Raw genomic sequence first — 13,470 nt, 5'->3', positions numbered from 1 at the left:
AGTTTCCTAATTAATAAATGTATTCTTCTTTATTAGCCATCATTTCGTTGTAATCATCTTTAGATCCTACGATAGTGTTATCGTACTCTCTCATACCAGTTCCTGCAGGAATTCTGTGTCCAACAATTACATTTTCTTTTAATCCTTCTAGATCATCTACTTTACCAGCTACAGCAGCTTCGTTAAGTACTTTCGTTGTCTCCTGGAATGAAGCCGCAGAAATGAATGATTTAGTTTGTAACGAAGCTCTTGTAATACCTTGTAGAACTGGCGTTGCAGTTGCAGTGATTACATCTCTTGCTACAACAAGATTTTTATCTGTACGTTTCAATAATGAATTTTCGTCACGTAACTCACGAGGAGTAATGATCTGACCTGGTTTCAATACTGAAGAATCTCCAGCATCTTCAACCACTTTCATACCATATAATTTATCGTTTTGAATGATAAAGTCTTTAGTGTGGATCAATTGATCTTCTAAGAATAGAGTATCTCCTGGATCTTCAACTCTTACTTTACGCATCATCTGACGAATAACTACCTCGAAGTGTTTGTCATTAATTTTTACCCCTTGTAAACGGTAAACCTCTTGAATTTCATTTACCAAGTACTGTTGTACAGCAGCTGGACCTTGAATTCTTAAGATATCATCTGGTGTAATTGCACCATCAGACAATGGAACTCCCGCTCTTACGAAGTCATTTTCTTGTACTAAGATTTGACTAGAAAGTTTAACTAAATACTTTTTAATCTCACCAAATTTAGACTCGATAACGATCTCACGGTTACCTCTCTTAATTTTTCCAAAAGATACAACACCATCAATTTCAGATACAACAGCTGGGTTTGAAGGGTTACGAGCCTCAAGCAACTCAGTAATTCTAGGAAGACCTCCCGTGATATCGCCCGCTTTAGAAGAACGACGTGGGATCTTAACTAATACTTTACCTGCTTTAATTTTCTCACCATTTTCAACCATTAAGTGCGCACCTACTGGCAAGTTGTAAGAACGAATCAATTCACCTTCTTTACCGTAAACCAATAAAGTTGGGATTAATTTTTTGTTTCTAGCTTCAGAAATTACTTTTTCTTGGAAACCAGTCTGCTCATCGATTTCCACCATGAACGATTGTCCTTGCTCTAAATCCTCATAAGCAATCTTACCAGTAAACTCAGAAACAATTACACCGTTATATGGATCCCATTTACAGATTACAGTTCCTTTAGCAACAGTATCTCCATCGTTAACAAAAATACTAGATCCGTAAGGAATGTTATGTGTATTTAAAACAATTCCAGTTTTCTCATCAACTAATTTCAACTCAGTAGAACGAGAAACTACGATATCAACAGAGTTTCCTTCTCCGTCTTCACCTTTAACTGTTTTTAAATCTTCAATTTCAAGTCTACCTGCAAATCTTGTAATAATACTAGACTCTTCAGAGATACCTCCAGCAACCCCTCCAACGTGGAACGTACGAAGTGTTAACTGTGTACCTGGCTCTCCAATAGACTGAGCTGCAATAACTCCGACAGCTTCACCTCTTTGTGTCATCTTACCTGTAGCTAAGTTTCTACCGTAACATTTAGCACAAATACCTTTTAAAGCTTCACAAGTTAATGGAGATCTAACTTCAACTTTCTCAATTGGAGAAGCTTCGATAGTTCTCATAATTGATTCCGTAATTTGCTCTCCAGATTTAACCATTACTTCGTTAGTAAGAGGATTAATAACGTCTTGTAATGCAACACGTCCTAAAATTCTCTCTCCTAAAGATTCAACGATTTCCTCATTTTTCTTCAATGCTGCAACTTCAACACCTCTTAAAGTTCCACAATCTTCGATGTTAACAATAACATCTTGAGAAACGTCATGAAGTCTTCTTGTCAAGTAACCAGCATCGGCCGTTTTAAGAGCCGTATCCGCAAGACCTTTACGAGCACCGTGAGTAGAAATGAAGTACTCAAGGATTGAAAGACCTTCCTTAAAGTTAGAAAGAATCGGGTTTTCAATAATCTCACCACCACCAGCAGTAGATTTTTTAGGCTTAGCCATCAAACCACGCATACCAGTTAACTGACGAATCTGCTCCTTAGAACCCCTCGCCCCAGAGTCAAGCATCATATATACAGAGTTGAAACCTTGTTGGTCTTCTCTAATATTTTTCATTGCTAACTCTGTTAACTGAGCATTTGCTGAAGTCCATACGTCAATAACTTGGTTGTAACGTTCGTTATTTGTGATAAGACCCATGTTATAGTTAGTTGAGATACCTTCAACTTGCTCTCTAGCATCTGCAATTAACTTCGTTTTTTGTTCTGGGATTCTAATATCACCTAAAGAGAATGATAAACCTCCTCTAAATGCGAATTTATAACCCATATCTTTCATATTATCCAAGAAAGCTGCCGTTGTAGGTACATCAGTCACACTTAAAATGTGTCCGATAATATCTCTAAGGTTTTTCTTAGTCAATACGTCATTGATATATCCAGCTGCTTCAGGTACTACTTCATTAAATAATACACGTCCTGCAGTTGTTTGAATAATTTGGTACACTAATTCTCCAGCCTCATTAAAATCTTTTGCACGGATTTTCACACGAGCATTCAATTCTAATCTTCCTTCGTTTAATGCAATGTTTACTTCTTCAGCAGAGTAGAAAGTCAAATCCTGACCAATAATTTTGTGATCTTCTGTAGAAATACGCTCTTTGGTCATATAGTATAGACCCAAGACCATGTCCTGAGAAGGTACAGTAATTGGAGCACCATTTGCAGGGTTCAAGATATTGTGAGAAGCCAACATTAATAATTGTGCCTCTAAAATAGCCTCTGGTCCTAATGGTAAGTGAACCGCCATCTGGTCACCATCGAAATCGGCGTTGAATGCCGTACATACTAATGGGTGTAACTGGATCGCTTTTCCTTCAATTAATTTAGGCTGGAATGCTTGAATACCAAGTCTGTGCAAAGTAGGAGCACGGTTAAGTAATACTGGGTGTCCTTTAATTACATTTTCAAGGATATCCCAAACTACAGGCTCTTTTTTGTCAATAATTTTCTTTGCAGATTTTACTGTTTTTACAATACCTCTTTCGATCAACTTACGAATAACGAATGGTTTGTACAACTCAGATGCCATATCTTTTGGCAATCCGCACTCATATAATTTCAACTCAGGACCAACGACAATTACCGAACGAGCAGAATAATCCACACGTTTTCCTAAAAGGTTTTGACGGAAACGTCCTTGTTTACCTTTTAATGAGTCAGATAATGATTTTAATGGTCTGTTTGATTCTGTTTTAACAGCAGAAGCTTTACGTGTGTTATCGAATAATGAATCTACAGATTCTTGTAACATACGTTTCTCGTTTCTTAAGATAACTTCTGGAGCTTTAATCTCCATTAATCTTTTCAAACGGTTGTTACGGATGATTACACGACGATATAAATCGTTCAAATCTGAAGTTGCAAAACGACCTCCATCAAGTGGCACAAGCGGACGTAATTCTGGTGGAATAACTGGAACCACTTTCATAATCATCCACTCAGGACGGTTTTCGCGGTTTTCGTTAGACTCACGGAAAGACTCAACAACTTGTAATCTTTTTAAAGCCTCAGTTTTTCTTTGTTTAGAAGTCTCGTTGTTAGCGCTATGTCTTAATTCATAAGATAAAGCATCAAGGTCAATACGAGCTAATAAGTCCATAATACATTCTGCTCCCATTTTGGCAACAAATTTATTAGGATCTAAATCATCTAAATATTGGTTTTCTTGCGGAAGAGTATCTAAAATATTTAAGTATTCTTCTTCCGTTAAGAAATCTAATCTTTGTAATGATTCTCCATCTGCATTTTTAGCAATACCTGGCTGAATTACTACGTATCTTTCGTAGTAAATAATCATATCTAATTTCTTAGACGGAAGACCAAGGATATAACCAATTTTGTTTGGAAGAGATCTGAAGTACCAGATGTGAGCAATTGGCACAACAAGGTTGATGTGTCCTACTCTATCACGACGTACTTTTTTCTCAGTAACTTCAACACCACAACGGTCGCAGATGATACCTTTGTAACGAATTCTTTTATACTTACCACAAGCACATTCGAAATCTTTTACTGGTCCGAAGATTCTTTCGCAGAAAAGTCCGTCACGCTCTGGTTTGTGAGTTCTATAGTTAATTGTTTCTGGCTTTAAAACCTCTCCTCTTGATTCTTTTAGGATAGATTCTGGTGAAGCCAATCCAATAGAGATTTTGTTAAATCTTTTTACTGGATTTTTATCTTTATTGTTTCTGTTATTCATCATAGTTTTTACTATTGATTTATTTGCAATTAAAAAATTGATTCTTAGCCTAGTCTAAAGTCAAATGTCATAAAGTTGTAAAGCCAGGAATGACTTTAGACTTTGGACTTTCAAACTTTCGACTTAAAACACTACCTCGGGTTACTTCTCTAAACTTCAAATTCTTGTTTGAAGCGCTAGTTATAAAATGCCTCGCATTGTTATAAAAAATCGGAACGGGTTACGGGTATAAATCTTTAAAAACTTATTATAAATGAGTAATCAGTCCCGATTTTTATCGGGACCGATTACAAAACTTTTATTATTCTTCCAAACGAAGATCTAATCCTAGACCTTTCAATTCGTGCATTAATACATTGAATGATTCTGGTAAACCTGGTTCTGGCATAGTTTCACCCTTAACGATAGCTTCGTAAGTTTTAGCTCTACCAATAACGTCATCAGACTTAACAGTTAAGATTTCACGTAGTGTACTAGAAGCTCCATAAGCCTCAAGTGCCCAAACCTCCATCTCTCCAAAACGCTGACCTCCAAATTGAGCTTTACCTCCAAGTGGCTGTTGCGTAATCAATGAGTATGGTCCGATAGAACGTGCGTGCATCTTATCATCAACCATGTGTCCTAATTTAAGCATGTAAATTACACCCACAGTCGCTTTTTGTGCAAAACGCTCTCCAGTTCCACCATCAAATAGGTAAGTATGTCCAAAACGTGGTACGTTAGCCTCATCAGTCAAAGCGTTGATCTCGTCTAGAGAAGCACCGTCAAAAATTGGAGTAGCAAATTTTCTACCCAAGTTCATACCAGCCCAACCTAATACAGTCTCATAAATCTGACCGATGTTCATACGTGAAGGTACCCCAAGTGGGTTCAATACGATATCAACTGGCGTTCCGTCTTCCAAGAAAGGCATATCTTCATGACGAACGATTCTAGCAACAATACCTTTGTTACCGTGACGACCCGCCATTTTATCCCCTACTTTCAACTTACGTTTCTTTGCAATATAAATCTTAGCTAATTTCAAGATTCCAGAAGGTAATTCATCTCCAACTGTAATAGTGAATTTCTCTCTTCTTAAAGATCCTTGTAAGTCGTTTAGCTTAATTTTATAGTTATGAATCAAATCATTAACCATTTTATTAGTAGCATCATCAGCAACCCATTGACCTTTGCTTAAGTGAGCGAAATCTTCTACTGCGTAAAGCATTTTTTGAGTATATTTTTTACCTTTTGGTAAAACTTCTTCACCCAAATCATTCATTACACCTTGAGATGTTTTTCCATTAACGATCAAGAATAATTTTTCAACTAATCTGTCTTTTAATTCAACAAATTTAGTTTCAAACTCCATTTCTAAAGCGCCTAAAGCATCTTTATCTTGAGTACGTTTACGTTTATCTTTTACGGCTCTTGCAAATAATTTTTTGTCAAGAACTACACCATGTAAAGATGGAGAAGCTTTTAATGAAGCATCTTTTACGTCACCAGCTTTATCTCCGAAGATTGCACGAAGCAATTTCTCCTCTGGAGTTGGATCTGATTCTCCTTTTGGTGTAATTTTTCCGATCAAAATGTCGCCAGGCTTAACCTCTGCTCCAATTCTAATCATACCGTTTTCATCTAAATCTTTAGTAGCTTCTTCAGAAACGTTAGGAATATCGTTTGTTAACTCCTCGTTTCCTAACTTAGTATCTCTAACCTCTAATGAATAATCATCAACGTGGATAGATGTAAAGATATCATCACGAACTACTTTCTCAGAAATTACAATCGCATCCTCGAAGTTGTACCCTTTCCATGGCATGAACGCAACTTTTAAGTTTCTACCTAAAGCTAATTCTCCATTTTGAGTAGCATATCCTTCAGACAATACTTGACCAGGAACAACTCTATCACCTCTTCTTACGATTGGTTTCAAGTTGATACTTGTACCTTGATTGGTTTTTCTAAATTTAATTAAATTGTACGTTTTCTCATCAGCATCAAAACTTACCATTCTCTCGTCTTCTGTACGATCGTATTTAATAGTAATGATGTTAGCATCTACGTATTCTACAGTTCCATGCCCTTCAGCATTGATTAATACTCTAGAATCTGAAGCTACTTGACGCTCTAAACCTGTACCAACAATCGGTGCTTCAGGACGGATCAAAGGAACTGCCTGACGCATCATGTTTGATCCCATCAACGCACGGTTCGCATCATCATGCTCCAAGAAAGGAATCAAAGATGCAGAAATCGAAGCGATCTGGTTAGGAGCAACGTCTGTATAATGAACTACTGATGGCTCAACAACCGGGAAGTCACCTTCCTCACGAGCAATAACATTGCTAGCTGTAATTTTACCAGTTTCATCCATTTCAATGTTTGCCTGAGCAATCATTTTTCCCTCTTCTTCTTCAGCACTTAAGTAAATTGGAGTACTTTCTAAATCAACTACACCATTAGTTACTTTACGGTATGGAGTCTCGATGAATCCCATTCCGTTTACTTTTGCATAAACACCAAGAGATGAAATCAAACCAATGTTTGGTCCCTCAGGAGTTTCAATCGGACATAAACGACCATAGTGAGTATAGTGAACGTCACGAACCTCGAAACCAGCTCTCTCTCTCGAAAGTCCACCTGGCCCAAGTGCAGAAAGTCTTCTTTTGTGTGTAATCTCAGCTAATGGATTCGTTTGGTCCATAAATTGAGATAACTGGTTAGTACCAAAGAAAGAGTTGATAACTGACGATAATGTTTTAGCATTGATCAAGTCAATTGGTGTAAACACCTCGTTATCTCTAACGTTCATTCTCTCACGAATAGTTCTAGCCATACGTGCTAAACCAACACCGAATTGTTGAGACAATTGTTCACCAACTGTTCTAACACGTCGGTTTGATAAGTGATCGATATCATCAATCTCTGCTTTAGAGTTGATCAATTCGATCAAATATTTTACGATTGTAATGATATCCTCTTTAGTAAGCACTTGCTTATCCATAGGGATATCTAAATCTAATTTTTTGTTCATTCTGTAACGACCTACCTCACCTAAGTTGTAACGTTGATCAGAGAAGAACAATTTATCTATAATACCACGAGCAGTTTCCTCATCAGGCGGTTCAGCGTTACGCAACTGACGGTAAATGTGCTCTACAGCTTCTTTTTCAGAGTTTGTTGGGTCTTTTTGTAACGTGTTGTGGATAATAGCATAATCTGCTTGGTTATTATCCTCTTTGTGTAACAAAATAGATTTTACGTTAGAATCGATGATCTCTTCAACATTATCTTTGTCGATAATTGTATCACGATCAAGGATGATTTCGTTACGTTCGATAGAAACTACCTCTCCAGTATCCTCATCTACGAAATCCTCGTGCCATGTGTTCAAAACACGCGCAGCAAGTCTTCTACCAATATATTTTTTAATTCCTGTTTTAGAAACTTTAATTTCCTCCGCTAAGTCGAAAATCTCTAAGATGTCTTTATCTCTTTCGAATCCGATAGCACGGAATAAAGTTGTTACAGGTAATTTTTTCTTTCTATCGATATACGCGTACATTACGCTGTTGATATCTGTCGAAAATTCTATCCAAGAACCTTTAAAAGGAATTACTCTGGCAGAATAAAGTTTAGTTCCATTTGCGTGGAATGATTGTCCAAAGAAAACCCCTGGAGAACGGTGTAATTGAGATACTACAACACGCTCGGCACCATTGATTACAAAAGTACCACTTGGAGTCATGTAAGGAATTGTTCCAAGATAAACATCTTGTACAATTGTTTCAAAATCTTCGTGTTCTGGATCTGTACAGTATAGTTTTAACCTAGCTTTTAAAGGCACACTATAAGTAAGACCTCTCTCTATACATTCTTGAATTGTATAACGTGGTGGATCAACAAAATAATCAAGGAATTCCAATACGAAGTTATTTCTCGTATCTGTAATTGGGAAGTTTTCCATGAAGGTGTTGTATAACCCTTCGTTGCCTCTTTCGTCAGATTTCGTTTCTAGTTGGAAGAAATCTTTAAAAGATTTAACCTGAACATCCAAGAAATCTGGATAGTCAGGGATGTTTTTTGTAGAGGCAAAATTCAATCTTTCAGTCTGATTTGTTATCATCAATGGACAAAATTTTGATTAAAAAAAAGTAATTTGTTTTGTGTAAAAACACACTGTTTAATCTATACTTTCTTATTATAATCAATACATCTTTAAAAATTAGTTCTATAAATTAAGTATAATTTTCTTTCTTCGTATTGATCAAAAACTTTTTCGTATTTTAAACTATGGGATAATAAAATTTAATATATATTTTATTATACGAAAAATGGTTTAGGCCTTTGAGTGTTAACTCAAGACCTAAACCTAGTTCTTAAACTGAGTTTAATTATTTAAGCTCAACAGTAGCTCCAGCCTCTTCTAAAGATTTTTTAAGACCTTCAGCCTCTTCTTTAGAAACACCTTCTTTAACGTTGCTTGGTGCACCGTCAACTACATCTTTAGCTTCTTTAAGACCTAAACCAGTTAATTCTTTAACTAATTTTACAACAGCTAATTTAGAAGCTCCTGCATCTTTCAATACAACTGTAAATTCAGTTTGTGCTTCTTCAGCAGCACCGTCTCCTCCACCAGCAGCAACTACTACAGCAGCAGCAGCAGGCTCGATTCCGTACTCATCTTTTAATATTGTTGCTAATTCGTTAACTTCTTTAACTGTTAAGTTAACTAATTGTTCTGCGAATTGTTTCAAATCTGCCATTTTTTCTATCGTTTAAAATGATTTGTGTAAAAATATAATTTAATTATTGTGCGCTAATTAAGCAGTAAGGAAGCAAGTCCCTTACGATAATTACTCTGCTCCTTCTTCTTCGCTTCCAGCGAATTTGTTTTGTAAAGCAGAAATAATTCTTTGAGCTGGAGATTGTAATAATCCAATGATTTCTCCGATAAGCTCTTCTTTAGATTTAATTGTAGCTAATGCATCTAATTGGTTATCTCCAATATATACTTCAGAATTGATGTAAGCTCCTTTTAAAACTGGTTTATCAGATTTCTTACGGAAATCTTTGATAATTTTTCCAGGTGCGTTAGCAACATCAGAAATAAATATAGCACTGTTACCTGATAAAACTGTAGGTAAATCACCATAATCATTAGAAGAAGCTTCCATTGCTTTTGCAAGCAAAGTGTTCTTTACAACCTCTAATTTGATACCTGCTTTAAAACAAGCTCTACGCAAGTTTGAAGTTGTCTCTGCGTTTAAACCAGAAATATCAGAAATGTAAATGATATTTGTACCAGCTAACTGCGCAGTTAAATTTTCAATCGCGATTGATTTTTCTTCTCTAGTCATACTAAAAATTTTTAACTACCAATTATACTGCTTTTGGGTCTAATGCGATAGCAGGACTCATTGTGCTTGTAAGGTGAATACCTTTGATGTATGTACCTTTAGCAGCAGTTGGTTTAAGTTTTATTAATGTTTGAATAATTTCGTGTGCGTTGTCAACAATCTGCTCAGCTCCAAAAGATACTTTACCGATTCCTGCGTGTACGATACCAGTTTTATCAACTTTAAAGTCAATTTTACCAGCTTTAACTTCTTGAACAGCTTTAGCAACATCCATAGTTACAGTACCTGTTTTAGGGTTTGGCATTAAACCTCTAGGTCCTAAAATACGACCTAATGGACCTAATTTACCCATAACAGCAGGCATTGTAATGATCACATCAACATCTGTCCAACCGTCTTTAATTTTTTGTAAGTAATCGTCAAGACCAACGTGATCTGCTCCAGCTTCTCTTGCTTCAGCTTCTTTGTCTGGAGTAACCAATGCTAATACTTTAACGTCTTTTCCTGTTCCGTGAGGTAATGTAACTACACCTCTAACCATTTGATTCGCTTTTCTTGGATCAACACCCAAACGAACTGCGATATCAACAGACTCATCAAATTTTGCAGAAGCAACAACTTTAATTAATGCAGCAGCATCTTTTAAAGAGTATAATTTGTTCTTTTCAATTTTTGAAGCAGCCTCTTTTTGCTTTTTTGTTAATTTTGCCATTTCTTTTTCTTAATTAAAAAGGAGCATCTCCTGATACAGTTATACCCATAGATCTAGCTGTTCCAGCAACCATACTCATAGCTTTCTCAATTGTGAAAGCGTTTAAGTCTGGCATTTTGTCTTCAGCAATAGTTCTAATTTGTTCCCAAGTAACGCTAGCTACTTTTTTACGATTAGGCTCACCAGAACCAGATTTTAGCTTTGCAGCTTCCATTAACTGAACTGCTGCTGGAGGAGTCTTAACAACAAAATCAAATGATTTGTCTTTGTACACAGTGATTTGCACTGGACAAATTTTGCCAGGTTTATCCTGAGTTCTAGCATTAAATTGCTTACAAAACTCCATGATGTTAACCCCAGCAGCTCCTAAAGCAGGTCCAACCGGTGGCGACGGGTTCGCAGCACCTCCCTTAACTTGTAGTTTAACTACCTTACTAATTTCTTTAGCCATTTTTAAAAAATTTTACACTGTAATCAATGGAAGCGATTACAATGGTTTATTATAGTGTAACAAAAAATTATACTTTTTCAACTTGCATAAAACTCAATTCTAATGGAGTTTTTCTTCCGAAAATCTTAACCATTACCTCAAGCTTACGCTTTTCTTCATTGATTTTTTCAACAGATCCATTAAATCCGTTAAAAGGTCCGTCAATAACCTTAACCGTTTCTCCAACACTAAAAGGAATAGAACGAGTATCTGTATTTACAGCTAACTCATCTACCTTACCCAACATACGGTTTACTTCAGAAAGTCTTAAAGGAACAGGTTCTCCGCCTTTAGTTTCTCCTAAAAATCCAATAACACTAGTAATTGACTTAATAATATGAGGAATCTCACCAACCAAGTTAGCTTCGATCATAACATATCCAGGAAAATACACTTTATCCTTAGATGATTTTTTCCCATCTTTTACAGTAACTACTTTTTCTGTAGGAACCAAAACTTGAGAAACATAATCCTCCATACCTAATCTCGCAATCTCAGTCTCGATATAAGCTTTCACTTTATTCTCTTGACCACTAACCGCTCTAACTACGTACCATTTTTTCACATTATTATCTGCCATCACAAAAAAAATTATCCTTTTAACCAGTTAAAAAATCCAGCCAAAGCTTTTGCAAAAAATTCGTCTACTCCCCATGTTGCCAAAGCGAATAAAATCGAAAATACAGCCACAACAATTGTCAATTTTTGAACTTCAGCCCAAGCTGGCCAAGTAACATTTGACTTTAACTCTTCGAAAGCCTCTGATAAATAATTAGTAACTTTTGTCATTTGATATATTTTTTATTGCACGGGCGGAGGGATTCGAACCCCCATCAACGGTTTTGGAGACCGCTATTCTACCCTTGAACTACGCCCGTAATTAAAGCCAGTGATTAAAAAATAATCACTGGCTTCTTATTTATTTTAATAGAATTACTCTACGATTTCAGTAACCTGACCAGCACCAACTGTTCTACCACCCTCACGGATAGCGAAACGTAAACCTACGTTCATAGCGATTGGGCTTAATAAAGCAACCTCGATAGTTAAGTTATCCCCTGGCATTACCATCTCTACACCTGCTGGTAAAGAAATTACTCCAGTTACGTCAGTTGTACGTACGTAGAACTGTGGACGGTAGTTATTGTGGAATGGAGTGTGACGTCCACCTTCTTCTTTTTTCAAGATATAAACCTCAGCTTTGAATTTAGCGTGTGGTTTTACTGAACCTGGCTTAATAATAACCATACCTCTTTTGATATCAGCTTTATCAATACCTCTTAACAATAAACCTACGTTATCTCCAGCTTCACCTCTATCAAGGATTTTACGGAACATCTCAACTCCTGTAATAGTAGAAGTTAATTTTTCAGCTCCCATACCAATGATTTCAACAGGATCTCCAGTGTTAGCAACTCCAGTTTCGATACGACCTGTAGCAACAGTTCCACGACCTGTAATTGTAAACACGTCCTCAACTGGCATCAAGAATGGTTTAGCAACGTCACGTACTGGCTCTTCGATCCAAGCATCAACAGCTTCCATTAATTCGATAATTTTAGGCACCCAGTTTGGATCATTGTTTAATCCTCCTAAAGCAGAACCTTGAACTACAGGACCATTATCTCCATCATATTCGTAGAAAGATAATAAATCTCTAATTTCCATTTCAACAAGCTCTAATAACTCAGCATCATCAACCATATCCACTTTGTTCATGAAAACAACGATTCTTGGAATACCAACCTGACGTCCTAAAAGGATGTGCTCACGAGTTTGTGGCATTGGACCATCTGTAGCAGCAACTACTAAGATAGCTCCGTCCATTTGAGCAGCACCAGTAACCATGTTCTTTACGTAATCCGCGTGACCTGGACAGTCAACGTGAGCGTAGTGACGGTTAGCAGTTTCGTACTCTACGTGTGATGTATTAATAGTAATACCTCTTTCTTTCTCCTCTGGAGCGTTATCGATTTGATCAAACGATTTTGCTTGACAGTAACCAGCATCTGACAATACTTTTGTAATTGCAGCAGTTAATGTAGTTTTTCCGTGATCTACGTGTCCAATTGTACCTATGTTTAAGTGCGGTTTGGAACGATTAAAATTCTCCTTTGCCATTTTACTTAATTTTTAATCTTAGTTATATATTAATTTTCAATTTCCTACTTACTTGAGCCAATGTCGGGATTTGAACCCGAGACCTCTTCCTTACCAAGGAAGCACTCTACCCCTGAGCTACACCGGCAGAGAGTTCTGATTTAAGATTTTCGAATTCAGATTTCGGATTTTTCTTTCAAAAACCAACACCCTTCAATCTTAACTTCTTTATTTAGTGGGGAGAGCAGGATTCGAACCTGCGAAGTTCACACAGCAGATTTACAGTCTGCCCTCGTTGGCCGCTTGAGTATCTCCCCTAGTTTTAAAAGTCCATTATTTTAAAGAACCAATTTCAAATCGCATTTGAAATTTATTGAGCCGATAGAGGGACTCGAACCCACGACCTGCTGATTACAAATCAGCTGCTCTAGCCAGCTGAGCTACATCGGCGAATACATTAAAAAAGTCCGCTATTTCTAACGGACTGCAAATGTAGCTATTTTAT

At 36.7% G+C, this 13,470-nt stretch carries 9 protein-coding genes and 4 tRNA genes; all 13 read right to left on the bottom strand.

Features of this window, described 5'->3' with window-relative positions:
• Positions 1-10 precede the first annotated feature (10 nt).
• Positions 11-4,318: a DNA-directed RNA polymerase subunit beta' gene (gene rpoC / locus ABTV69_RS09875; RefSeq protein WP_433835882.1), complete on the bottom strand. Its 4,308-nt coding sequence runs from the start codon at positions 4,316-4,318 to the stop codon at positions 11-13.
• A 298-nt stretch (positions 4,319-4,616) separates the two neighbouring features.
• Positions 4,617-8,429 carry a DNA-directed RNA polymerase subunit beta gene (gene rpoB, locus ABTV69_RS09870; protein WP_379698200.1) on the bottom strand — a complete coding sequence of 1,271 codons (3,813 nt, stop codon included), beginning with the start codon at positions 8,427-8,429 and terminating at the stop codon, positions 4,617-4,619.
• 268 nt (positions 8,430-8,697) lie between these two features.
• On the bottom strand, positions 8,698-9,069 hold the full coding sequence (gene rplL, locus ABTV69_RS09865) for a 50S ribosomal protein L7/L12 (protein ID WP_008466917.1): 372 nt from the start codon (positions 9,067-9,069) through the stop codon (positions 8,698-8,700).
• 90 nt (positions 9,070-9,159) lie between these two features.
• On the bottom strand, positions 9,160-9,663 hold the full coding sequence (rplJ, locus tag ABTV69_RS09860; protein WP_012024014.1) for a 50S ribosomal protein L10: 504 nt from the start codon (positions 9,661-9,663) through the stop codon (positions 9,160-9,162).
• 22 nt (positions 9,664-9,685) lie between these two features.
• On the bottom strand, positions 9,686-10,375 hold the full coding sequence (gene rplA, locus ABTV69_RS09855) for a 50S ribosomal protein L1 (protein ID WP_025572415.1): 690 nt from the start codon (positions 10,373-10,375) through the stop codon (positions 9,686-9,688).
• Positions 10,376-10,388: 13 nt separating this feature from the next.
• Positions 10,389-10,826 (bottom strand): 50S ribosomal protein L11, encoded by a 438-nt coding sequence (rplK, locus tag ABTV69_RS09850; protein WP_008466923.1) that lies wholly within the window; start codon positions 10,824-10,826, stop codon positions 10,389-10,391.
• A 67-nt stretch (positions 10,827-10,893) separates the two neighbouring features.
• Positions 10,894-11,445 (bottom strand): transcription termination/antitermination protein NusG, encoded by a 552-nt coding sequence (gene nusG / locus ABTV69_RS09845; RefSeq protein ID WP_008466925.1) that lies wholly within the window; start codon positions 11,443-11,445, stop codon positions 10,894-10,896.
• Positions 11,446-11,456: 11 nt separating this feature from the next.
• Positions 11,457-11,654 (bottom strand): preprotein translocase subunit SecE, encoded by a 198-nt coding sequence (gene secE, locus ABTV69_RS09840; protein ID WP_008466927.1) that lies wholly within the window; start codon positions 11,652-11,654, stop codon positions 11,457-11,459.
• 18 nt (positions 11,655-11,672) lie between these two features.
• Positions 11,673-11,743 (bottom strand) — tRNA-Trp (locus tag ABTV69_RS09835).
• Between the two features lie 55 nt (positions 11,744-11,798).
• Positions 11,799-12,986 carry an elongation factor Tu gene (tuf, locus tag ABTV69_RS09830; protein WP_026730432.1) on the bottom strand — a complete coding sequence of 396 codons (1,188 nt, stop codon included), beginning with the start codon at positions 12,984-12,986 and terminating at the stop codon, positions 11,799-11,801.
• A gap of 55 nt (positions 12,987-13,041) precedes the next feature.
• Positions 13,042-13,113, bottom strand: a tRNA-Thr gene (locus tag ABTV69_RS09825).
• Positions 13,114-13,201: 88 nt separating this feature from the next.
• Positions 13,202-13,282: transfer RNA gene (locus ABTV69_RS09820), tRNA-Tyr, on the bottom strand.
• 59 nt (positions 13,283-13,341) lie between these two features.
• A tRNA-Thr gene (locus tag ABTV69_RS09815) sits at positions 13,342-13,415 on the bottom strand.
• Positions 13,416-13,470 lie beyond the last annotated feature (55 nt).

Source organism: Flavobacterium anhuiense (genome assembly GCF_050990855.1).
Lineage (GTDB): Bacteria > Bacteroidota > Bacteroidia > Flavobacteriales > Flavobacteriaceae > Flavobacterium > Flavobacterium anhuiense_C.
Note: the sequence above shows the minus strand (reverse complement) of the source record. Positions and strands in the feature narration are given on the sequence as shown.

What these genes read in the sequence shown, in the direction of transcription:
- rpoC (WP_433835882.1), bottom strand. Translation starts at nt 4,318, where the DNA reads ATGATGAATAACAGAAACAATAAAGATAAAAATCCAGTAAAAAGATTT.
- rpoB (WP_379698200.1), bottom strand. Translation starts at nt 8,429, where the DNA reads ATGATAACAAATCAGACTGAAAGATTGAATTTTGCCTCTACAAAAAAC.
- rplL (WP_008466917.1), bottom strand. Translation starts at nt 9,069, where the DNA reads ATGGCAGATTTGAAACAATTCGCAGAACAATTAGTTAACTTAACAGTT.
- rplJ (WP_012024014.1), bottom strand. Translation starts at nt 9,663, where the DNA reads ATGACTAGAGAAGAAAAATCAATCGCGATTGAAAATTTAACTGCGCAG.
- rplA (WP_025572415.1), bottom strand. Translation starts at nt 10,375, where the DNA reads ATGGCAAAATTAACAAAAAAGCAAAAAGAGGCTGCTTCAAAAATTGAA.
- rplK (WP_008466923.1), bottom strand. Translation starts at nt 10,826, where the DNA reads ATGGCTAAAGAAATTAGTAAGGTAGTTAAACTACAAGTTAAGGGAGGT.
- nusG (WP_008466925.1), bottom strand. Translation starts at nt 11,445, where the DNA reads ATGGCAGATAATAATGTGAAAAAATGGTACGTAGTTAGAGCGGTTAGT.
- secE (WP_008466927.1), bottom strand. Translation starts at nt 11,654, where the DNA reads ATGACAAAAGTTACTAATTATTTATCAGAGGCTTTCGAAGAGTTAAAG.
- tuf (WP_026730432.1), bottom strand. Translation starts at nt 12,986, where the DNA reads ATGGCAAAGGAGAATTTTAATCGTTCCAAACCGCACTTAAACATAGGT.